This window comes from Halomonas sp. PBN3 (assembly GCF_000475415.1).
In the GTDB taxonomy this organism is placed as follows: domain Bacteria; phylum Pseudomonadota; class Gammaproteobacteria; order Pseudomonadales; family Halomonadaceae; genus Halomonas; species Halomonas shengliensis.
The window spans coordinates 1-19909 of record NZ_AXCA01000155.1; the positions used below are offsets into that span (position 1 = coordinate 1).

The 19909-nt window shown below is 70.9% G+C and carries 15 protein-coding genes; 2 read left to right on the plus strand and 13 right to left on the minus strand.

The features are described from left to right. On the minus strand, positions 1 to 726 hold a 726-nt coding region (locus tag Q673_RS26385; RefSeq protein ID WP_023005692.1), incomplete at its 3' end, for a dihydrodipicolinate synthase family protein. A gap of 125 nt (positions 727 to 851) precedes the next feature. Here Q673_RS26385 and Q673_RS26390 point away from each other — a divergent pair. Beyond that, positions 852 to 1199 (plus strand): hypothetical protein, encoded by a 348-nt coding sequence (locus tag Q673_RS26390; protein ID WP_023005693.1) that lies wholly within the window; start codon positions 852 to 854, stop codon positions 1197 to 1199. Between the two features lie 24 nt (positions 1200 to 1223). Here Q673_RS26390 and Q673_RS26395 read toward each other — a convergent pair whose 3' ends face one another. From Q673_RS26395 to recC, 7 genes are all read right to left on the minus strand, one after another. Beyond that, positions 1224 to 2225, minus strand: a complete 1002-nt coding sequence (locus Q673_RS26395) for a hypothetical protein (protein ID WP_023005694.1) — start codon at positions 2223 to 2225, stop codon at positions 1224 to 1226. Between the two features lie 34 nt (positions 2226 to 2259). After that, positions 2260 to 2547 (minus strand): hypothetical protein, encoded by a 288-nt coding sequence (locus Q673_RS26400; RefSeq protein WP_023005695.1) that lies wholly within the window; start codon positions 2545 to 2547, stop codon positions 2260 to 2262. Then, positions 2544 to 2879 (minus strand): antibiotic biosynthesis monooxygenase family protein, encoded by a 336-nt coding sequence (locus tag Q673_RS26405; RefSeq protein WP_023005696.1) that lies wholly within the window; start codon positions 2877 to 2879, stop codon positions 2544 to 2546. Before Q673_RS26405 ends, Q673_RS26400 begins: the two co-directional genes overlap by 4 nt. Before the next feature lie 352 nt (positions 2880 to 3231). Next, on the minus strand, positions 3232 to 3561 hold the full coding sequence (locus Q673_RS36715) for a hypothetical protein (RefSeq protein WP_161629671.1): 330 nt from the start codon (positions 3559 to 3561) through the stop codon (positions 3232 to 3234). A gap of 116 nt (positions 3562 to 3677) precedes the next feature. Further along, entirely contained in the window at positions 3678 to 5834 is a 2157-nt protein-coding gene (gene recD / locus Q673_RS26415) for an exodeoxyribonuclease V subunit alpha (RefSeq protein ID WP_023005698.1), read from the minus strand. Next, positions 5827 to 9801 carry an exodeoxyribonuclease V subunit beta gene (recB, locus tag Q673_RS26420; protein WP_023005699.1) on the minus strand — a complete coding sequence of 1325 codons (3975 nt, stop codon included), beginning with the start codon at positions 9799 to 9801 and terminating at the stop codon, positions 5827 to 5829. The genes recD and recB overlap by 8 nt, the downstream gene beginning before the upstream one ends. After that, complete coding sequence (gene recC / locus Q673_RS26425) at positions 9798 to 13433, minus strand: exodeoxyribonuclease V subunit gamma (protein WP_023005700.1); 3636 nt, start codon at positions 13431 to 13433, stop codon at positions 9798 to 9800. The genes recB and recC overlap by 4 nt, the downstream gene beginning before the upstream one ends. 104 nt (positions 13434 to 13537) lie before the next feature. Between recC and Q673_RS26430 the strand changes: the two genes are divergently transcribed. Next, positions 13538 to 14182, plus strand: a complete 645-nt coding sequence (locus tag Q673_RS26430) for a flavin reductase family protein (RefSeq protein WP_023005701.1) — start codon at positions 13538 to 13540, stop codon at positions 14180 to 14182. A gap of 72 nt (positions 14183 to 14254) precedes the next feature. Here Q673_RS26430 and Q673_RS26435 read toward each other — a convergent pair whose 3' ends face one another. The 5 genes from Q673_RS26435 to Q673_RS26450 all read right to left on the minus strand — a co-directional run bounded on the left by Q673_RS26435 (position 14255) and on the right by Q673_RS26450 (position 19806). Further along, a complete protein-coding gene (locus Q673_RS26435; RefSeq protein ID WP_023005702.1) occupies positions 14255 to 15772 on the minus strand; it encodes a malonate--CoA ligase in 1518 nt (505 codons plus the stop codon). Between the two features lie 49 nt (positions 15773 to 15821). Further along, positions 15822 to 16310 carry a methylated-DNA--[protein]-cysteine S-methyltransferase gene (locus Q673_RS26440; RefSeq protein WP_023005703.1) on the minus strand — a complete coding sequence of 163 codons (489 nt, stop codon included), beginning with the start codon at positions 16308 to 16310 and terminating at the stop codon, positions 15822 to 15824. Positions 16311 to 16497: 187 nt separating this feature from the next. After that, positions 16498 to 16626: a putative transporter small subunit gene (locus tag Q673_RS36935; protein WP_023005704.1), complete on the minus strand. Its 129-nt coding sequence runs from the start codon at positions 16624 to 16626 to the stop codon at positions 16498 to 16500. A gap of 73 nt (positions 16627 to 16699) precedes the next feature. After that, entirely contained in the window at positions 16700 to 18394 is a 1695-nt protein-coding gene (locus Q673_RS26445) for a sodium:solute symporter family protein (protein WP_023005705.1), read from the minus strand. A gap of 476 nt (positions 18395 to 18870) precedes the next feature. Beyond that, positions 18871 to 19806 carry a DMT family transporter gene (locus Q673_RS26450; protein ID WP_023005706.1) on the minus strand — a complete coding sequence of 312 codons (936 nt, stop codon included), beginning with the start codon at positions 19804 to 19806 and terminating at the stop codon, positions 18871 to 18873. Positions 19807 to 19909 lie beyond the last annotated feature (103 nt).

Below are 19909 nucleotides of genomic sequence, written 5' to 3' on the forward strand. Positions count from 1 at the left end.
TGGCTCGAGCCGAGTCGACAAGCGTTGGGCCTCCTCGGCATCGCCGGCCCGGGCGGCGCGGGTTATGGCCAGGGCGGTCTCGGGGAAGAGGCCGCCGATCACCGAGTACCAGGCCTCGCAGCCGGCATTCAGCCCGGTGGCGGCAAAGGCGTCGCCACTGACGCCGATTGTCACCTCGGACGGCACCAGGGCGCGTAGCCGCTCGACCCGCTCCCGAGCGGCCGCCGGCTCGGCGGGTATACCCGGAATCTTGATGGAGGCCACGTTGGGTAACTCGGCAATGCGCCCATGCAGCTCGTCGCTGAAGGTGAAGTGGGTGGTGCCGGGGTTGTCGTAGACGCACAGCGGCACCGAGAGTCGGGTGGTGACGGCCTCATAGAGGCCGAAGACCTCGGCGTCGGTCAGCGGCTGATAGGACATCGGTGCCAGCAGCACCGCGCTGGCGCCCGCCGCTTCGGCGTCCTCGGCCAGGGCCAGCACATCGCGGGTACGCAGGGCACTGATGCCCACGATCACCGGCACATTTCCGGCACTCTGCACGGCCAGCCTGGCGATGCGTGCGCGTTCGGCGTGGCCGAGGTAGGCATAGCTGCCCGTGGAGCCGAGCGCCCCGATGGAGTCGACACCCGCGGCCACCAGCCTCTCGACCAGGTGGACGAATGCCGCCTCGTCGATAGCGTCCTTGTTCAGGGGCGTCAATGGAAAGGCACTCAGGCCGGTGAGCATGGGCTGTCTCCTGGTTCGGAAATCCGCTGGTGGACTTGCTCGGGAGTATGCCACGGCGGAGACTCGGTACAGCGCATCCGGTCCACCTGCCGGAGAATGACAGCCATTTCGAGGAGGAGTCTTGCATGGAGAGCCAGGTCGAGGCGGGAATTGCCCCGCGCTTGCGGGACCTGCTGATGGGACTGCCCGACGCGGCGCTGCCGATCACCTATCGGCAGGCCGCCGAGGCACTGGGGCTTTCGCCGCCGCGCACCATCCAGCGCGTCGCCCAGGCCCTGGAGGCGCTGATGCGCGAGGACGTCGCCGCAGATCGGCCGATGATCGCCGCCCTGGTGGTCAGCCGCCGCGGCGACCTGCCCCGGCAGGGCTTCTTCGACCTGGCGGTGGCGCTCGGCCGCTTCCCCGCCGACCCGGCCGAGCATGAAGCGGCCTATCGACAGGAGCTGGAGCGCGTCATGGCGCTGCGGACGTGACCGGCAGGCGAGGGTATGGCTGGCTCAGTCGTAGCGGTGCTGCCAGCCCTTCACCGCGATCTGCTCCTTGAGCAGCTCCAGCATGTCCACCAGCACCTGCTCGGTGACCTGTTCGGTGTGCGGGTCGGTGCGCAGCCAGGCGTCGAAACCGCTCTCGGCGAGGTGTTCCACCAGGGCGGTGAACTCCGGCGACTGCAGCCCCGCCAGCGCTTCGTTGACCAGGCGGCAGGCCAGGTCGGAGAGCGAGGCCTCGAGCCCGCGGGTCAGCTGGCCGCCCAGCGGCAGGCGCTCCAGGCGGCGGACCTCCGGACTCTCCGCCAGGGTGCGGCCCACCAGGCCGCGCACGTAGCGCAGGATGTCCTCGCGGTTGTGGGTGTAGGCGCTGCCGGCCATCGCCTCCAGGCGCTGGCTGATCTCGTGGATCAGCGCCTGCTGGCGCGGGCGCACCACCTGCTCCACCACGCCGCGGGAGAGCGAGTCACTGGCGCGGATCTCCGCCTGGATGTTGTCCAGCAGGCGGATCGCGATGCGGTCGGTGAGCTCCTCCAGCAGGATGTCGTAGTACTTGGTGAGCACACCGAAGAGGTACCAGCGGCGCACGTCGATCAGCCCCATGCGCTGCAGGCGGTGCAGCAGCGAGATCACGCGCAGGATGCGCAGCAACCGGAAGCCGCCCACCGGGATGCAGCCCAGCACGTCGTACCAGTGCACGAAGGGGTAGAAGAACCAGCGGTGGTAGCGCCGTTCGGCGATGGCCACCGCCCAGCCCAGCAGCACGTCGAGCACGAAGACGGCCACGAAGGCCAGGTCGATGGCCAGGAAGTTGGCGTGGACATGGCGCTCGTAGACGCCATGCAGGCCAGGCGCCGTGGCCTCGAAGGCGGCGTTGAGCGGCGCCAGCAGGAAGAGGCTGTCGAACAGCAGCAGCGCCAGGTTGGCGACCACCAGGGCGATGACCAGCAGGTCCCACGCCAGGTGAAGCCGCTCCAGGGCGGGATGCAGGCGTCTCTCGCGGGCCTCGTTCATGCTGGCGCCTCCCAGGGCTCGGCGACAGGCGTGGCTACTTGAAGCGCGAGCGGGCCTTCTCGAAGGCGTCGCTCATCGACTCCCAGGCGCGCTCCGCCCCGGCGCGGATGTCGTCCCAGGCATCGTCTCCGGCCTCGCGCAGCTCTTCCAGCTTCCGGCGCACCTCCTCGCGCCTCTCCTCCAGGCGCTCGGCCTCCTTCTCCCGCTCGATGCGGGCATCGGCGTCGGCACCGCGGGCCTGGGCCTTCAACTTGTCGATCTCCGCCTGCCACTCGTCCAGCTTGGCGCGCAGCTTCTGCTCATAGGCTTCTCGATTGCTCATGCGTCACTCTCCTCGTTGTCGACGGTCTGGATGACCTCGAACCCCTCGAAGCTCGGTGGGCCCAAGTAGAGCCCCTCGCGCTTGCTCTGGCCGGCGTTGGCGTGGGCTTGGCGGAAGGCCTCGGAGCGGGTCCAGGCCTCGAAGTCCTCCCGCGAGCGCCACACGGTATGGGAAGCATAGAGCACATGGTCCTCGCGCTCCGGTCCGCGCAGCATGTGGAAGTCCTCGAAGCCGGGCAGTCCCTGCAGGTGGGTCTCGCGCTCCAGCCAGATCTGCTCGAACTCCTGCGTGCGCTCGGGGTTGACCCGGAAACGGTTCATGGCGATGTACACGGGCGTCTCCTGTCGGCTGATCACTGGGCTTCGACCATGACAGCTCGCCCCGGGTGGGACAAGGTCGCATCCGCCGGTCGCGGCCCTTGTCGATACCGCCGTGCTGCTCCACGCGGTCTGGCGGAGGGCACATGGTGAGGCTTACCAGCACGGGGTTCGCCATCCTCGGGGCCGGGCTGATCGCGATCAGCTACGGTCTCGCCCGCTTCGCCTTCGGTCTCTTCGTCCCCCCCATCCGTGACGAGCTGGGCCTCTCCTCCTACGTGATCGGCATCATCGGCGCGCTGCCGCTGCTCAGCTTCCTGCTGGCCACCGTGATCGCGCCGCTCGTCACCCGCGTCCTCGGCGCCCGTTACGCGGCGGTACTCTTCGGCGGCTTCGGCGTCGCCGGGCTCATGCTGATCAGCCGGGCCAGCGGCCCGATGGCCAAGGCCAGGACCAGGCAGGAGAGCGTCACCACCAGGCGCATGGCGAGCAGCAGGGTCAGCGCCAGGCCCGGCTCGAGGTAGTGATAGTCGGAGATGGCGAACATGCCGAAGACCAGCGCCGCCACGCAGAGCGCCAGGCTGGATTCGAGTCGCACCCGGGGCGCGATCTCCTGGCGATAGCTCGCCTCCCTGGTCGGCTCCAGGAACTGGCCGGTGAGCCGGTGCAGCGGATAGCGTGGGGTGGGTGATGACAAGGGCCGCTCTCCCGGTCCTGGGGTGGTCGATGACATGAGCAGGGGGTCGGCGGCGCCGCCGGCCCGCTGCAATATAAGCGTTACCGGGTTACGGGAAAACGGCTGGTCGCCAACGCTCAGCCGCCGCCCAGCCCGCTGACCCGCATCACCCGCCGCTCCACCGCGTCCAGCAGCTGGCCGCGGCCGGTCTCCACCAGGGTGAGCCAGTGCCTGGCACGGGTGATGCCGGTGTAGACCAGTTCCCGAGTGAGGATCGGGTTGGGGGCGTCGGGGAGCAGCAGGGCGGTGTGGGTGAACTCCGAGCCCTGGGACTTGTGCACCGTCATGGCGAACACCGTCTCCACCGCCTGCAGGCGGCTGGGCAGCACCCACTTGACCTGGCCGCTGCCGTCCCCGGCGGGGAAGGCCACACGCAGCGCCGGGCCACGCCCGGTGCCCGCGGCGGAGGCCACCCCGGGCAGCGCCAGGGTGATGCCGATATCGCCGTTCATCAGCCCCAGGCCGTAGTCGTTGCTGGTCACCAGCACCGGGCGGCCGGGGTACCAGAGCCGGCGGCCGTCGCCGCTGTCGATCAGGCCTTCCTTCTCGAGTGCGACGCGGATGCGCTCGTTCAGGCCCTCCACCCCCCAGGGGCCGCGGCGCAGGGCACAGAGCAGCTGGAACCGGCCGTGGGCGGCGAGCACCTTGCGTGCCCAGTCGTCCAGGGCCTCACGGTCGACCTCGTTGTCCACACCCACTTCGGGTACCGCGTTGTGCATCACCTCCAGGTAATGGCGGTAGCCCACCGGCGTGCCCTTCACCACACGTCCCTCGCCACCGCTCTTTCCTCGATCAGGGAAGCCCGCGGCGTTCCCCGAGACCACCAGACGCTCCAGGCCGCGATCACCGTCGGTCTCGAGCCTGAGGTGTGAGAGGTCGGCGTAGCCGTGGCCCAGCACCTCGCGGATGGCGGCGCGCTTCTCGCGGCCCGGGGCGTCGCGGTTCACCGCATCGGCGAGCCGGCCGATGCCGCTCGCGGCGTCGAAGCGGTGGCTGACCCGCAGCATGGCGATGGCCTGGTCCAGCGCCGTGCCCTCGGCGTCGAGCATCTCGGCGGGCAGCGCCTGGCCGATGGCCTGGCGGAGCCAGTCGGCGGTCCCGGGGGTGTAGTGGCCGCCCTCGGCCCGGGCGCAGAGGTCGCCCAGCACCGAGCCGGCTTCCACCGAGGCGAGCTGGTCCTTGTCGCCGAGCAGCACCAGGCGGGCCCGGGGCGGCAGGGCGTCGAGGAGGGCGGCCATCATCTCCACGTCGACCATGGAAGCCTCGTCCACCACCAGCACGTCCAGCGGCAGCGGGTTTCGGGCGTCATGGCGGAAGTGGCGGGTATCGGGGCGCGAGCCGAGCAGCCGGTGGAGGGTGGTGACCTCGGTGGGAATGGCGCGGCGGAGCGGCTCGATATTGCCCCCCCCACCCTCGAGTAAAGGAGCAAGCGCATCCAGGTCGAGCCCCGAGACCTGCCCGGCGATGGATTCGTTGAGCCGCGCGGCGGCCTTGCCGGTGGGGGCGGCCAGGCGGATGCGCAGCGCTCGCTGGCCCGCGCCCAGCGCCAGGGTCTGCAGCAGGGCGAGCAGCTTGACCACGGTGGTGGTCTTGCCGGTGCCGGGGCCGCCGGTGATCACCGCGAAGGGCGAGCGGGCGGCCAGGGCGCAGGCGGCCTTCTGCCAGTTCAGTGTGTCGCTCGCGGGGAAGAGGGCCGCCAGGGCCCGGGGCAGGGTGGCGGGGTCGGTGGCGTCGCTGGCATCGCTCTCCAGCCGGGCGGCGATATGCTGCTGGATCGAGCGCTCGTGGTGCCAGTAGCGGCGCAGGTAGAGGCGGGTGGCGTCGAGCACCAGCGGCGTGTTGCCGGGGCCGTCGCCGACGATCAGCGGGTGAGCGAGCGCCGCCTGCCAGTCGGTGAGGGCCAGCTCACCCAGCAGGGCGCTGGGGCGTGGCGGCGGGTCCTCCAGGCTGTCGCCCTCGGGGGGCAGCGAGAGCGCCAGGTCCGGTTCGGCCAGGGTCTGTGCCAGGTCGAGGCAGATATGGCCGCGCCCCAGCTGGTGACTGGCCAGCGCCGCGGCGAGCAGCAGCGGGGCGGGGGCGTCCGGCACCTCCCGAGCCAGGAAGGCGGAGAAGGCGCGGTCCAGGGCGCGCAGCCAGCCGCGGGCCACCCAGCGGTCGAGCAGGGTGAATAGCGCCTCGCCTTCGTACAGGGCCGCGGCGGTGGCGGCCTCGGGGGTAGGCGGGTGGTCACTCATGGCAGGGCTCCTCTGGCGTGGCGCGCTCGGCGTCGCGGAACAGGGCGTCCAGGTCCTCGATCAGCTGGCGCGGCGGGCGCTCGTGGTGCACGCCGCGGGAGGGGGCGTGGAGCCCGCGCAGGAAGACGTAGAGCGCCCCGCCCAGGTGACGGTCGATGTCGTAGTCGGGCAGGCGCGCCCGGAGCAGGCGGTGCAGGGCCAGCAGGTAGAGGCAGTACTGCAGGTCGTAGCGCTTCTCGCGCACCGCCTCCGCCATGGCGGCCTCGCTGTAGGCCTCGTCGTCGCGACCCAGGTGGTTGGACTTCCAGTCCAGCACGTAGAAGCGCCCCTCGTGCTCCACCACCAGGTCGATGAAGCCCTTGAGCATGCCGTTGAGGCGGTCGCGCTCGAGCGCCGGCCGGGCGGCGCCGCCCAGGGTGTGAGCGCTCACCAGGGCGTCGAGGCGGGTGGTGTCGACGTTGCGGGTGGCGAACCAGAACTCCATTTCCACCTGATAGTGAGCGCTCCCCAACCGGTCCAGGCGCAGCGGCGCGACCTCGCCCTCCGGGGCGCTCGGCAGCGGCAGCTCGCAGGCCAGCAGGCTCCGCAGCCAGGCCTGCAGCGCCGGGATCCGCTCGCGCCAGCCGCGCAGGTTGGCGCGCCGCGCCAGGGTGTCATCCAGGCGCCCGGGCTCGGCGGCCAGCCGCGCGAAGCCCTCGGTGCCGGCCCACTCCAGCAGACCGTGCAGGAAGGTGCCCGCCGCCGGGCCGCGGGGGAAGCGATGGAGCGAGTCATCACTCGCCGGCTGGCCCGGCTGCGCCGGGTCTTGGGGCTCGTCGCGCATCTCCCGGGCGGTGGCCTCTAGCGCGGTTTCCGGTTCTTCCAGGAGGGCAGGCGCCTCCTCCTCACTCCCGAGGCGCTGGCCCCCGATCCTCTCGCCACCCAGGCGCAGCGCCGAGTAACTGGCGATCCACCAGTGCTCCCGGGCGCGGCGGGATGGCGTCAGCGCCTCACGCAGGGCCTCGCCGTTCTCCTCGATGGGAACCGCGAGGTCGCTGGGCGCCGGCGCCGGCAGCACCTTCAGTTCGCTTTCCTTCGCGCCCTGGACGAGGGGGAAGAGGGCGTCGAGCAGGCCCTGGCTGGCGGGGGCGGTGAGCGGGGCCCCGGCGGTGAGCACCTGGCCGATGGCGCTGCGCTCGAAGCCCTTGAGCGGCGCGAGGCCCAGCCAGGTGGCGTGGCGGGCGCGGGTCAGGGCCACGTAGAGCTTGCGCAGGTCCTCCCCCAGGCGCTCGTCGTCGGCACGGGCCAGGGCCTCCTCGTCGGGGGCCAGCGAGAGCCGGCGTCGGCCCGCAGCGTCGTGCCAGGTAAGCGGCAGGTCGGTGGCCTTCCTCTCGCGGAAGGCGCAGATGAAGGGTAGGAAGACCAGCGGGTACTCCAGCCCCTTGGACTTGTGGATGGTGATCACCTGCACCAGGTCGGCGTCGCTCTCCAGGCGCAGGCGGTGGGTGTCGGCCTGCTGGGGCGGATGGGCGCGGGCCTCGCTCAGGTGGCGCAGCAGGGCGTGCTCGCCGTCCAGCTCGGTGCTGGCTTCCTGCAATAGCTCGCCGAGGTGCAGCAGGTCAGTGAGATGCCTTTCACCGCTGGCGCTCCTGAGCAGCCGGGTGGGCACGGCGAAGTCGGCCAGCAACCGGTGCAGCATGGGCAGCACGCCCTGGCGCTGCCACTGGCGGTGGTAGCCCCGGAACTGCAGCACCCGCTCCTCCCAGGCCAGCTCGTCGTGCTGCAGGGCGTCGAGGTCGTTCAGGCCCATGCCCAGGCTGGGCATGGCGAGTGCGGCATGCAGGCGCCGCTCGCTGTCGGGCTCGGCGCAGGCCGCCAGCCACACCTCCAGCTCCAGGGCCGCCGGGGTCTCGAATACCCCCTCCTTGTCGGAGAGGTAGACGCTCCTGATGCCGCGATCCAGCAGCGCGCCGCGGATCGCCTTTGCCTCGTTACCGTTGTTGACCAGCACGGCAAGATCCGATGGCGCCAGCGCGCGGAAGGGCTCGCCCGGCTCCGCGAAGCCGGTGCGCCCGGCCTGGCCCTCGCGCAACAGCTCGGCCATATGGGTGGCGCAGCGCGCGGCCATCTCCTTGAAGTAGGCGCCCTTGGTGATGCCCTCCTCGGACGCGCCGTCCTCGGCTGGGAGATGCCACAGCGTCAGTGCGGGCAGGGGCTCGCCGTCGCGGGTCAGCGAATCCTTCCTGCCTTTCGCGGCCACCGGCAGGAAGGGCACCGGGTTGTCGCCTTCGGATGAGCGGAAAAGGAAGGCACCACGGCCGGCGGGGTGGGCGTCGGCGAAGCGGAAGACGCGGTTGACGGCCTCGACCATGGCGCCGGCGGAGCGGAAGTTGGTGCCGAGCGTCACGTGGCGCCCGGCGGTGTCGCGGCGCGCCTGCAGGTAGGTGTGGATATCGGCGCCGCGGAAGGCGTAGATCGCCTGCTTGGGGTCGCCGATCAGCAGGATGCCGCTGGGGTCCTCGGGGTCAGGCGCCTGGGCGAGGCGGTAGACGTGGTCGAACAGCCGGTACTGCACCGGGTCGGTGTCCTGGAACTCGTCCACCAGCGCCACCGGGAACTGGCGGCGCACCTGGCTGGCCAGCGCCTGGCCGGCGGGCCCGTCGAGGGCCTCGTCCAGGCGCTCGAGCAGGTCGTCGGGGCCGAGTTCGGCACGGCGCTGCTGGACCCGGCGGCGACGCTCGCCCATCCAGTGCACGGCGTGGGCCAGCAGGTCGGCGCGGGCGTCGGGCAGGGCTTCGAGCCGTTCGGGCAGCTCGGCCAGGGCGTGCAGGGCGGGGTGGTCCAGGGGCTCGCCGCTCTTCCAGATCTCTGCCATGCCCTCGGGCGTCAGGCGCTTCCAGGCGGTATCGGTGAGCGCCGGGCTGGCGAGCTCGGGGTCGTTGGCCCAGTCGCGCAGCCTCGCCAGCCAGTCGACGCGGCTTTTGCTGTTGAGCTTGCGCTGGTCGAAGGCCTTGGCGGCGGCGGCCGTCTCGAGTCGCTCGGCGAGCTCGTCGAGCCAGGCCGGCCAAGGCGCCTTGAGCGCGGCGAGCCGTCGCTCGCGCTCGGCGCGCATGGCGGCCAGGGCGCCGGCGGGGGGCGGGGCGTCGGGGAGCAGGTCGGCGTCGCCCTGCAGGCGGCGCACGTCCTCCACCAGCTCGTCCGGGGTCTCCCAGTGGCGGGTGACCACCGCCAGGGCATCGGCGTCCAGGGCGTAGTAGAAGCTGCGCCAGTAGTCCCGGGCGACCTCCAGCTCGAGCTCGGACTGGTCGAGGTTCATCTCCAGGGAGAAGAGGCTGCCGCTCTCGAAGGCGTGCTCGCGCAGCATGCGGTGGCACCAGGCGTGGATGGTGGAGACCGCGGCCTCGTCCATCCACTCGGCGGCCAGCTGCAGGCGGCGGGCGCAGGCGGGCCAGCGCTCGCGGGGGTAGCTGTTCCGCAGTGCCAGCAGCGGATCGCCGCCCGAGTTGTCCACCACTTCTGAATTATCCACCGGTGGTTCGGCGAAGAGGTCTCCCGTCGGGCTATCATTCGCGCTGGACGTGGCAGAGTCGGCGGCAGGTCGAAGAGGAGGTCCTACGCCAGGGATGGCGTCGGTAGCGCCCAGGGAAGGGTTTACAGCGCCTCCTCGTAGGCCTGCCGCCGACGATCCGTCTCCATTCCTTGGCGCCAGAAATGCATCGGCGGCCTCCACCAGCCGGGCGCGGATGCGGTCGCGCAGCTCCCGGGTGGCGGCGTTGGTGAAGGTCACCACCAGGATCTCCGGCGGGGTGAGGGCGCGGGGGAAGCTCTCGGCGTCGGCCTCGTCCCGCGGGCCCAGCACCAGGCGCACATAGAGCAGGGCGATGGTGAAGGTCTTGCCGGTGCCGGCGCTGGCCTCGATCAGTCGGCTGCCGGTGAGCGGCAGGCGGATCGGGTCCAGGGTGGGGGGCGTCGGGTGATCGCTGCTCATGCCTGGCCTCCCTTGCTACTGTTTCCCTTGCCCTTGTTCGTCCTCGGCTTGCGCACCGCATTCATCAGCGGGGCGTAGAGCCGCTCGGCCAGCTCGGCGAAGCCGCCCCCCTCCGGCGAGTGCAGCAGGGCCTCGAGCTCAGGCCACTGACGCATCAGGTAGGGGTCGCGGCCGCGCTCGCCATGGTCGTTGTTGAAGCCGCTGCCGTGGAAGGCGGTGTCCAGCGCCTTCCAGGCCTTGGCGTCCTCTTCGCTGGCCTTGCCGGCGAGGCAGCGTTGCATGGCCTGGGGCGTGCCGCCCTTCTCCAGCCAGGCGAAGGCGGTGTCCCTGGCCAGCGGCAGTGGCGTGGCCATGCCCTGGCGACATGCCACGGCGATGTCGGTCAGCCGTGCACGGGCCTCCTCGGCGGGGAGCGGGGCGAGGGTGCCGCCGCCGGCGCGGGAGAGCAGGCGGGTGGTCATGGGGCCCTGCAGCTGGCCTGACAGATGAGCGACCCAGGGGCCGATCCAGTGGCGCCACTGGTACTTGCCCTTCTTCACCAGGCTGCTGGTGACCAGCAGCAGCCGGCAACGCTCCATGGCGTCGTTGACGCGCAGCTCGCCCAGCCAGTCCTCCAGCATGAGGCCTTCGCCCGGCTCCCGTTGCAGGTCCAGCGAGACATCCAGCGGCTCGTGCATGGCGTGGGGCCACTCCTCGAGCACCTGGCGATAGTCGGCGAAGAGGCTGTCCATGGGCTCGACCAGCTTGTCGCGCATGCGCTCGGCGAAGCCGCCCATGGCCAGGCGCCCCTCGCGTTCCAGTCGCTCCAGGGTGGACTGCATGGCGGGCTCATGGGGCTCACCGGCCTCCACCGCCGCGCGGCTCGCCTCGATCAGCGCATGCTGCAGCTGCCAGTGGTCGAGGCCATCGAGAGTGAAGGGCTCGTGGTCGAGGCGCTCCATGGCCTCTGTTTCCAGATGGATCTTGAGGCGTGTGGTGTAGAAGGCCTGTACCGGCGCCTTGAGGAAGTTGCCCAGCTGGGCGAGGGTCAGCGGACTCTCCTGCCGGTAGGGCGAAAGCGCAGGCTCCGCGACCGCGGTCGGCTCGGGCTCGGCATCCGGGCGATGCAGCTCGCGCCACTCGTGGGCGTAGGTGGCAAGGCTGGAGCCTTCGCGAAAGTAGTCGACGCTGAAGGGCTGCAGCGGGTGCTCGGTGGTCAGCGCCGCCAGCAGCGCCTTGCCGTCGGTATCGTCCTCGTGACCGGCCAGCCGCCAGCCGCGGGCCAGGTGGTCGCGTAGCTGGCCCAGCAGCACCGAGGGGGGCTGCTCGCTGTTGTCGACGATGCTGCGCCCCACCCAGCTGATGCTCAGCCGGTCGCGGGCCGAGAGCAGCGCCTCCAGGAAGAGGTAGCGGTCGTCCTCGCGGCGCGAGCGGTCGCCGGGGCGGTAGTCCTGGGCCATCAGGTCGATGTCCAGGGGGCGTTGCACCCGGGGGTAGTCGGCGTCGTTCATGCCCAGCAGGCAGACGTGGCGGAAGGGGATGGCACGCATCGGCATCAGGGTGGCGATGTTCACCGCCCCGGCCAGGAAGCGCTGGGAGAGGCTGGTCTCGTCCACCTGGGCGAGCCAGTGCTCGCGCACCACCGAGAGCGGTAGCGGCTCGGTCAGCCCGGCCTCCTCGGCGCTCTCCTGCCACGCCTCCAGCGCCTGCTCGAGGCGGGTCAGCGCCATCAGGTCCTGGTCGGCCTCGGCCAGAAAGCAGGCCGAGAGCAGTTCGCTCAGCCGCTCGCCCCAGCTGGCCACGTCGCAGGGTTCGGCGAGGATTCGCCACTGTGCCTCCAGGGTGTCGATCATCGTCACCAGGGGACCGGCGAGCGCCGCCTCCAGCCCGCCGATGTCGTCGTAGGGCTCGATCCCCTGCCAGGGGCCTTCGGCCGCGGCACCCACCGCGTAGCCGAGCAGAAGCCGGCGCAGGCCGAAGGCCCAGGTGTTGGCGGTGAGCCCCTCCGGGAGGTCGAGGCTCTGGCGCTGGCGGGCATCGAGCCCCCAGCGGATGCCGGCACCCTCGATCCAGCGCCGCAGCGTGGGCAGCCCGCCCTCGGGGATGGCGAAGCGCGCGCGCACCGCCGGCACCTCCAGAAGGTCGAGCAGGTCGCTCACCGAGAGGCGCAGCTCCGGCAGGCGCAGCAGCGATTCCAGGGCGATCAGCAGCGGCAGCCGGTGGCGGCTCGCCTGGTCGGAGAGGGTGAAGGGGATATGGCGCGGGTCGTCGGCATCGAGGCGACCGAAGACCGCCTGCACCGCGGCGGCGTACTGGTCGACGTCGGGCACCATCACCAGGATGTCGCGGGGCTTGAGGGTGGGGTCCTCGCTGAAGGCGGCGAGCAGCTGGTCGTGGAGGATCTCCACCTCGCGCAGGGCGCTGTGGGCGACCTGGAAGCGCAGCGAGCGGTCGCGGGCCGGGTCCACGGCGGGCCAGGCCTGGCGGGTCTCGGCCAGTGGACGCAGCTCGAGGATATCGTCCTGCAGCTGGCGCAGCAGGCTGGACTTGGCCTGCTCTTCCTTCTGGGATTCCTGGGTCGCTTCCCCCAGCGGTGAGTCGAAGAGGTCGATGCGCAGCGACTCGCCCTCGAAGAGGTGGCGGTAGGCCTGGGCTTCGTCGAACTCGTCCAGCAGGCGCAGGTAGTCGCGGCCCTGCTTGCCCCAGGCGGCCAGCAGCGGCTGGGCATGCAGGTGCAGCTCGGTCTCGGCGAGGTCCGCCGGCATGCCGGGACGGCGCTGCTGGCGCTTTCTTTCGGCTCGAAGGAGGTCCTTGTGCTCGATGATGTCCGCCCAGTAGTGGCGGCAGGGATTGTGCACGCAGAGCAGCACCTGGCTGACCCGCGCCATGGCGGCCAGCGCCTCCAGGGTCTGGGCCGGCAGCGAGGAGATGCCGAAGACGATGACCCGGCGCGGCAGGCCGGGTGGTCGGCTCGTTGTGTCGAGCTCCCGGCAGGCCGCGAGGAAGCGCTCGTGGACCGCCGCGCGGCTGGAGGCGAGCCCCTGCTCACCGATGTCATCGCGCAGCACCCGCCACAGCTCGGCCTGCCAGCGCTGCTCCTCGGCCAGCGGACGCGACTCGCCGCGGGCGGTAAGAATCACGTCCTCGCCCGCCGCCCAGGCGGTGAGCCAGTCGGCGCGGTAGACCTGGTACTGGTCGAAGAGGTCAGCCAGGCGCTCGGCGAGCTGGTGTCGCTTGCGCAGGTCGTCGTCATCTTCCAGGAAGCGAGCCAGCGGGGCGAAGGTCGGCGAGCCGAGCAGGGCGGGCAGCAGGCGCATCAGCCGCCACACCAGCCGCGGCTTGTCGAAGGGCGAGACCGGCGGTACCTGCTCCTCGCCCAGCACGGCCCGGTAGGCCTGCCACAGGAAGCGCGCGGGCAAGGTCACGTCGAGGGCGGCGGCGATACCGGCACCGCCGTGGGCGCGATCCTCGGCGAGCGCCAGCTTGAGCCACTGGCTGATGCCGTTGCTCTGCACCAGGATCGTCTCGTTCTCCAGCGGCCCCAGCGGGTGGCGGCGCATCCACTCCACCGCCAGGCCGCGCAGCGACTCCAGGCGGTTGCCGTGGATCACCATGAAGCCGGGCTGCAGGGCGGAGTCGTCGTGGGCGGACATGGCGCGGTTCCTTCGCTGGGTGCCGGGAGACAGGATCATGGTGCCACAGGGTGGTGGTGAATGGGCTACCATCGGCACATCACGATGCACACGGAGCCCCTGACATGAGCGACTACCTGCTGGAGGAACACGCCCTGAGCCCGGGCAAGGTCTACCGCCTGCTCTCGGGCAGCATCTGCCCGCGCCCCATCGCCTGGGTCTCGACCCTGGACGCGGCGGGCAGCGCCAACCTGGCGCCCTTCTCCTTCTTCAACGTGGTGAGCGTCAACCCGCCGGTGCTGGGGTTCTCGCCGCTGCTCGACGGCGACGGTCATCCCAAGGACACCATCCGCAACCTCGGCGAGGTGGGCGAGTGCGTGGTGCATATCAGCGGCGAGGGGCTGGTGAACGAGATGAACGCCACCAGCGCGGGGCTCGAGCACGGCGACGACGAGTTCGTGCATGCCGGCCTGGAGAAGGTGGCGATGCCCGGCGTCTCGGTGCCGCGGGTGGCCGGCGCCCCGGTGGCCTTCGGCTGCCGGCTGAGGGAGATCGTGCGCTTCGGCGACCAGCCCCTGGCCGGCAACCTGGTGCTGGCCGAGGTGGTGTCGATCCACGTCGACGACGCCCTGTGGGACGGCCGCCACGTGGATGCCGAGGGGCTCAGGCCCATCGGGCGCATGGCCGGCAACGACTATGCCCGCTGCACCGACCTCTTCGAGGTGGAGCGCCCCGCCTCGGGGAGCTCCCTCGGCCGGGGCGAGCGGTGAGACTGACGCTGTCCGCGCCGGCGCGAGGTTGCCGGCGCGGTCTAAGCGTCAACCCGCAATGAACGGGAAGGCTCAGCGGTAGGTGGTGTCGAAGCGCTTGCGCAGCTCGTTCTTCTGCACCTTGCCCATGGTGTTGCGGGGCAGCCCGTCGACGAAGAAGACCCGCTTGGGCTGCTTGTAGCGGGCCAGGCGCCCCTGCAGGTGCCCGAGCACCTCGCCCTCGGTGAGCTCGGTGCCGGCCTCGGGCACCACCACGGCGGTGACCCCCTCGCCGAGGTCGGGGTGGGGCAGGCCGACCACCGCCGACTCCACCACGCCCTCGAGCTCGTCGATCACCTGTTCCACCTCCTTGGGGTAGACGTTGAAGCCGCCGGAGATCACCAGGTCCTTGTCGCGGCCGACGATCTGCACGTAGCCGTGCTCGTCCACCAGGGCCAGGTCGCCGGTGATGAAGAAGCCGTCCTCGAGGAGCTCCTCGCGGGTCTTCTCGGGCATGCGCCAGTAGCCGATGAAGACGTTGGGGCCGCGCACCTGGAGCATGCCGATCTCTCCCGGGGGGACCTCCTCGCCGCTCTCGCGGTCGGTGATGCGGATCTCCACCCCGGGCAGCGGCTGGCCCACGGTGCCGGCGCGGCGCGCGCCGGCGTAGGGGTTAGAGATGTTCATGTTGGTCTCGGTCATGCCGTAGCGCTCGAGGATGGCGTGGCCGGTCTTCTCCTCGAAGGCCTGGTGGGTCTCGGCGGTGAGCGGCGCCGAGCCGGAGACGAACAGGCGCATCCTGGCGGTGACCTCCGGCGTCAGGCGGTCGTCGGCCACCAGGCGGGTATAGAAGGTGGGCACGCCCATCAGCACCGTGCCGCGGGGCATCTCCTCGAAGATGACGTCGGCGTCGAACTTCGGCAGGAAGAGCATGCTGGAGCCGGCCATCAGGGTGACGTTGCAGGCCACGAAGAGGCCGTGGGTGTGGAAGATCGGCAGGGCGTGGATCAGCCGGTCCTCCTCGCCGAAGCGCCACGCCTCCACCAGGGTGGCGGCGTTGGAGCCCAGGTTGCGATGGGTGAGCATGGCGCCCTTGGAGCGTCCGGTGGTGCCCGAGGTGTAGAGGATGGCGGCGAGGTCGTTCTCCTCGCGGGGCTCCACCGCCTCGCGCGGGGTGGCCTTCCCGGCCGCCTCCATCAGGCTGCCGTCGGCAGCGGTGCCCAGGGTCTCGACCGCCGGGCAACCGGTCTCCCCGGCGATGGTGCGCGCCTCCTCGAGCACCACGGGGCGGCAGACGAGCAGCGCCGGCTCGGCGTCGGAGAGGAAGTAGCGGATCTCGTCGCCGGTGTAGCCGGTGTTGAGCGGCAGGTAGACGGCGCCGACGCGCAGGGTGGCCAGGTAGAGCAGGATCGCCTCGGGGCTCTTGTCCACCTGCACCGCCACCCGGTCCCCCGGCGTCACGCCCAGCTCGACCAGGGCGCCGGCCAGGCGGGCGCTCTCGGCCAGGGCGTCGGCGTGGGAGTAGCGACGTCCCTCGCGGGTGGTGATGAAGTCGGCGTCGCCGCGGGCCTGCATGCGGGCGGCGAAGGTCTCGAACAGGTTGTGGCTCATCCAGGCCTCATATCTCTGTCATATGGTCAGAACGCAGAACGTCACGCGATCACAGCAGCATCGGCACCTCGCCGGCCTCGAAGGCGAGCAGCCAGCGCTTGCGGCCGATGCCGCCGGCGTAGCCGGTCATGCGTCCGTCGCTGCCGATCACCCGGTGGCAGGGCACCACGATGGAGATGGGGTTTCTGCCGTTGGCCGCACCCACCGCGCGCTGGCCGCCTTTGCTGCCGAGCTGCTCGGCGATCTCGGCGTAGTTGCGGGTCTCCCCAAAGGGGATGCCCGCCAGTGCCTCCCACACCCGACGCTGGAAGTCGGTTCCCCGGGGCGCCAGCGGCAGGTCGAAGTCGCGGCGGTCGCCGGCGAAGTACTCGGCGAGTTGCTCCCGGGTACGCTCGGTGAGCGGCCCGGGGCGCGTGGGCTCGGTCTCGGCGTCGACGAAGTCGATCTCGGTCACCCCCTCGGCGCTGGCCCGAATCAGCACCAGCCCCAGGGCGTCCTCGTCCGGGGGGCGGTAGTAGTCGAGGGTGTCGTGGCTCATGGCGCGTGCTCCTGCCGGCGATCGGCGTCGAGGATCCTCACCCGAGTCTACCGCGTCTGGCCGTCATGGCCAGGACCCCATCTCCAGAACCTCATGGCCACCACCCCAGGGCCACCACCCCAGGGCCATAACGTCATCGGCCCCGCGGGCAGTGCCCGCGGGGCCGATGGCGACTTTCCGCGGTGGCCTACACCAGCTCGCGGTTCTCCTCACGGGCGCGGCGCTGGTCGCGCCACACCGCGCGGCAGATCAGGGCCAGCACGCCCAGGGTCAGGGCGGGCCAGACCAGCACATAGAAGGCGAACAGTGTCGTCATGGTGAGGTCTCCTCTGGAAGGGGTGGGACGGTGCCGCCGGGCGGCACCGTCGGGATCGTTGCGCTTGCCGGTATCAGCGCTGGGTGGCCAGGTTCGCCGCGGCGGGGATCGCCTCGCCCGCCTCGTCCTCGGCCTCGTGGGCGTCGTAGTCGCCCACCCGCTCACCGATGGTGGCGAAGTCGAAGCGCTCGCGGCTGGCCAGGCTCATCACTACGCACACCAGGGTGCTGGTGCCGTAGGCGGTCAGCGAGGCGAGCAGCACGGTGTAGTCGCGCAGGAAGCCGGTGGCGAACACCAGCATGGCGACCAGCGCCAGCGCACCGGCGATGAAGCCGGCGGTACGACCCAGGAAGCCGAATACCATCAGGCCGATGATCACACCGCCGCCGATGCTGGCCAGGAGCTCGAAGAACAGGCCGCCGGGGCCGGCGAGGTCGACCAGCTCGAAGCGGGCGGCACAGAACAGCACCATGGCCACCAGCACCGAGGTGGTGAAGGCCTGGTTGGTCACCCGGCTCCAGAAGCAGCTGGCGATCACGGGGAAGACGATGGCGCCCCACAGTGCGCCGACGAACACCAGCATCACCAGGATATCCAGCGAGAAGCTGGCGAAGACGATGCCCACCGCGGTGGCGGTGATCATGGTCAGGCGGCCCACCAGCAGCATGCGCTTGGGATCGGCCTTGCCCTTGGCGATGTTCTTGCCGTAGACGTCGGCCATCATGATCGCCGACAGCGCCGAGAGGTCGGAGTCGGCGGTGGAGGAGAGCGAGCCGATCACCAGGATGAAGAACAGCGCGATGAACACCGGCGGCAGGTAGCCGGAGACCATCTGCGGGATCAGGTTGTTCATGTCGCCGTCGAGCGGCTGCACACCGATGGTCAGTGCCATCAGGCCGATCATGCCCAGGCCGATGACGATGGCGCCGTAGCCCACGGTGGCGGTGAGGAAGGTGGGCTTGATGTGGTCCTCGTTCACCGCGAACAGGCGCTGGGAGATGGTCTGGTTGCCGATGGCGTAGGCCAGCACGGCGACGAAGAAGGGCGCGCCCTGTTGCAGGATCGCCTCGCTGGAGAAGAAGTTGGCCTGCTCCGGCGTCAGGTTGTCGAGGCCGGCGACCAGCGTCTCGGGGCCGCCCATGGCGAAGAACACCGCGGGAATGATCACGATGGCGATGGCCATGAGCGCCACCAGCTGGGCGAAGTCGGTCAGCACCGAGGCCCGGAAGCCGGACCACAGGGTATAGAGCAGCACGCCCACGCCGGCGATGATCACCCCGGCCTGGAAGGAGAGCGGCGAGAGCACCGAGACCAGCGCGCCGGCGGCGGTGAAGTTGACCATCAGGCTGATCACGCTGCCCAGCACGTTGGAGAGCGCCAGGATCAGCTGGCTGGAGGAGCCGTGGCGGGCGTGGATCAGCTCGCCCAGGGTGTGGGCGTTGGGGGCGAGCTGGCGGAAGCGCCGGCCGAAGGGGTAGATGAAGAGGATCATCAACGCGCCCCACAGGCCGTAGTGGATGGGGCCAGAGACGCCGTAGGTGTAGCCGGAGGTGGCCGCGGCGTAGAAGGAGGCCGCCCAGATCCAGGTGGCGGTCATGCTGGCGGCGCCGATGCCGAAGCCGATACGGTGGTTGGAGACCATGTAGGCATCGGCGTCCTCGTTCTTCCGGCGGATGCCGAGCGTCATCAGGTAGGTGCCGCCGTAGAAGGCGAGCAGCAGCAGGATCACGGTCAGGGTCGAGAATTGGTACAGAGATTCGCTGTTCAAGGGCAGTCCCTCGGTGGGTGGAACGTAGGCGTCCCGGGCATCCCGGACGAGGCCGGATGCCGAACGCGGTGATGGCGCTGGGGGGCAGGGGCACGTCACGCCGACGCAGGCGACCCGGCCGCCGGGATGGCAGCAGGACGATGAAGCGTCAGGGATGGCGTTCAGGCACGGCAATGGCTGCCGTGGGCGGCATTACCCCGCGTGGGGGAGGTGAGGGGGCGGGCGGCGCGGCATGCAGCGGCCCTCATCGGCGTAGTGGCGCGACATGGATTCGTTCTCTCTCGATGGCGTCGACGACGGTCAGTCGAAGGTACGGCGATCCAGTCTGCGGTGAGGCAAGACCAGGGTGGCCAGGCGCGCTGGCCGTGGCCCGTCAGGGATCGGTTGTTGTCGATGTTGTCCTGATCCGGGGGCCATTACCCTACTCACCCGAAGGGCGAATGTCCAATCTGCCCCGATCGAGGGGGGAAAAGGGCTCAGCGTCGCCGAAAACGGCGAGGTGCCCGGAGAGGGCCGTGTCGCGCCGGTTCCCGGCTCGCGGTCAGGCTACCGGCCACCACCAGCAGCGCGGCCAGCGGCAGGCGCCAGTCCGGGGCGGTCACGCCGGCCATCACCAGGAACAGCGTGGCCAGCACCGGCACCGCGTGGGCCAGGTTGCCGAGGCGGTGGGCGAGCGGGTCGCGCATGGCCCGGTCCCAGGCCAGCATGGCCAGGCCATAGGGGCCCAGGCCCAGGATGGCGGTGGCCAGCAGGGCGTCACCGGAGGGCAGGGCGTGGGTGCCTTCCAGCGCCAGGCTCAGCCCGCTCACCATGACACTGGCGACCAGCAGCAGGTGGGGCAGGCGCTCGCCCAGCCGCCAGGCGGCTACCTGGCTGGCCAGCGAATAGAGCGCCCAGCACAGCGCGCCCAGCAGCGCCAGGGCGTAGCCGCCCCAGGCGCCCGAGACCCCGCCCGCCAAGGCATCGGGCAGCACCAGCAGCGCCGCGCCGCCGAACGCCAGGCCGGCACCGACGACGGTGCCGGCCGGCAGCCGGCCCAGCGTCAGCCGCCGGCTCGCCAGCAGGAAGAGCACCGGCCAGGTGTAGAGGAGCAGCGCCGCCTCCCCGGCGGGTGCCAGGCGGAAGGCGGCGAAGCAGGCGCCTACCGCGCCGGCCACCAGCAGCGGCACCCCCAGGTAGACCAGCACGCCCTGGACCCACGACAGCGGCGCATCGCGGTGGCGCCGCGGATGCGCCATGGGCAGGGTGCCGAGGGCGCCGGCGAGCAGGGCCAGGGCCGAGAGACGCAGCGGCGGAAGCTCACCTGCCTGGGCGGCCAGCAGCGGCACCAGCGCCCACAGCACCACCGCCAGCGCCGCGGCGCCACCGCCGAGCCAGGGAGAGTGGGTGAGGTGCGAGCGGTGCAGCTGCATGGTCTTATCTCCTGTGAGGTTTGCTCGGGAGCGGATGGATGCTGGCGCCATGCTAGCCGTGCCATACTCATCAAGATAACGATCTTTATTGAAGGTATTCATC

Bases quoted from the DNA above. Each gene is read 5' to 3' on its own strand.
- Q673_RS26390 (WP_023005693.1), top strand. From the start codon at position 852: ATGGAGAGCCAGGTCGAGGCGGGAATTGCCCCGCGCTTGCGGGACCTG.
- Q673_RS26395 (WP_023005694.1), bottom strand. From the start codon at position 2,225: ATGAACGAGGCCCGCGAGAGACGCCTGCATCCCGCCCTGGAGCGGCTT.
- Q673_RS26400 (WP_023005695.1), bottom strand. From the start codon at position 2,547: ATGAGCAATCGAGAAGCCTATGAGCAGAAGCTGCGCGCCAAGCTGGAC.
- recD (WP_023005698.1), bottom strand. From the start codon at position 5,834: ATGAGTGACCACCCGCCTACCCCCGAGGCCGCCACCGCCGCGGCCCTG.
- recB (WP_023005699.1), bottom strand. From the start codon at position 9,801: ATGAGCAGCGATCACCCGACGCCCCCCACCCTGGACCCGATCCGCCTG.
- recC (WP_023005700.1), bottom strand. From the start codon at position 13,433: ATGTCCGCCCACGACGACTCCGCCCTGCAGCCCGGCTTCATGGTGATC.
- Q673_RS26430 (WP_023005701.1), top strand. From the start codon at position 13,538: ATGAGCGACTACCTGCTGGAGGAACACGCCCTGAGCCCGGGCAAGGTC.
- Q673_RS26435 (WP_023005702.1), bottom strand. From the start codon at position 15,772: ATGAGCCACAACCTGTTCGAGACCTTCGCCGCCCGCATGCAGGCCCGC.
- Q673_RS26440 (WP_023005703.1), bottom strand. From the start codon at position 16,310: ATGAGCCACGACACCCTCGACTACTACCGCCCCCCGGACGAGGACGCC.
- Q673_RS36935 (WP_023005704.1), bottom strand. From the start codon at position 16,626: ATGACGACACTGTTCGCCTTCTATGTGCTGGTCTGGCCCGCCCTGACC.
- Q673_RS26450 (WP_023005706.1), bottom strand. From the start codon at position 19,806: ATGCAGCTGCACCGCTCGCACCTCACCCACTCTCCCTGGCTCGGCGGT.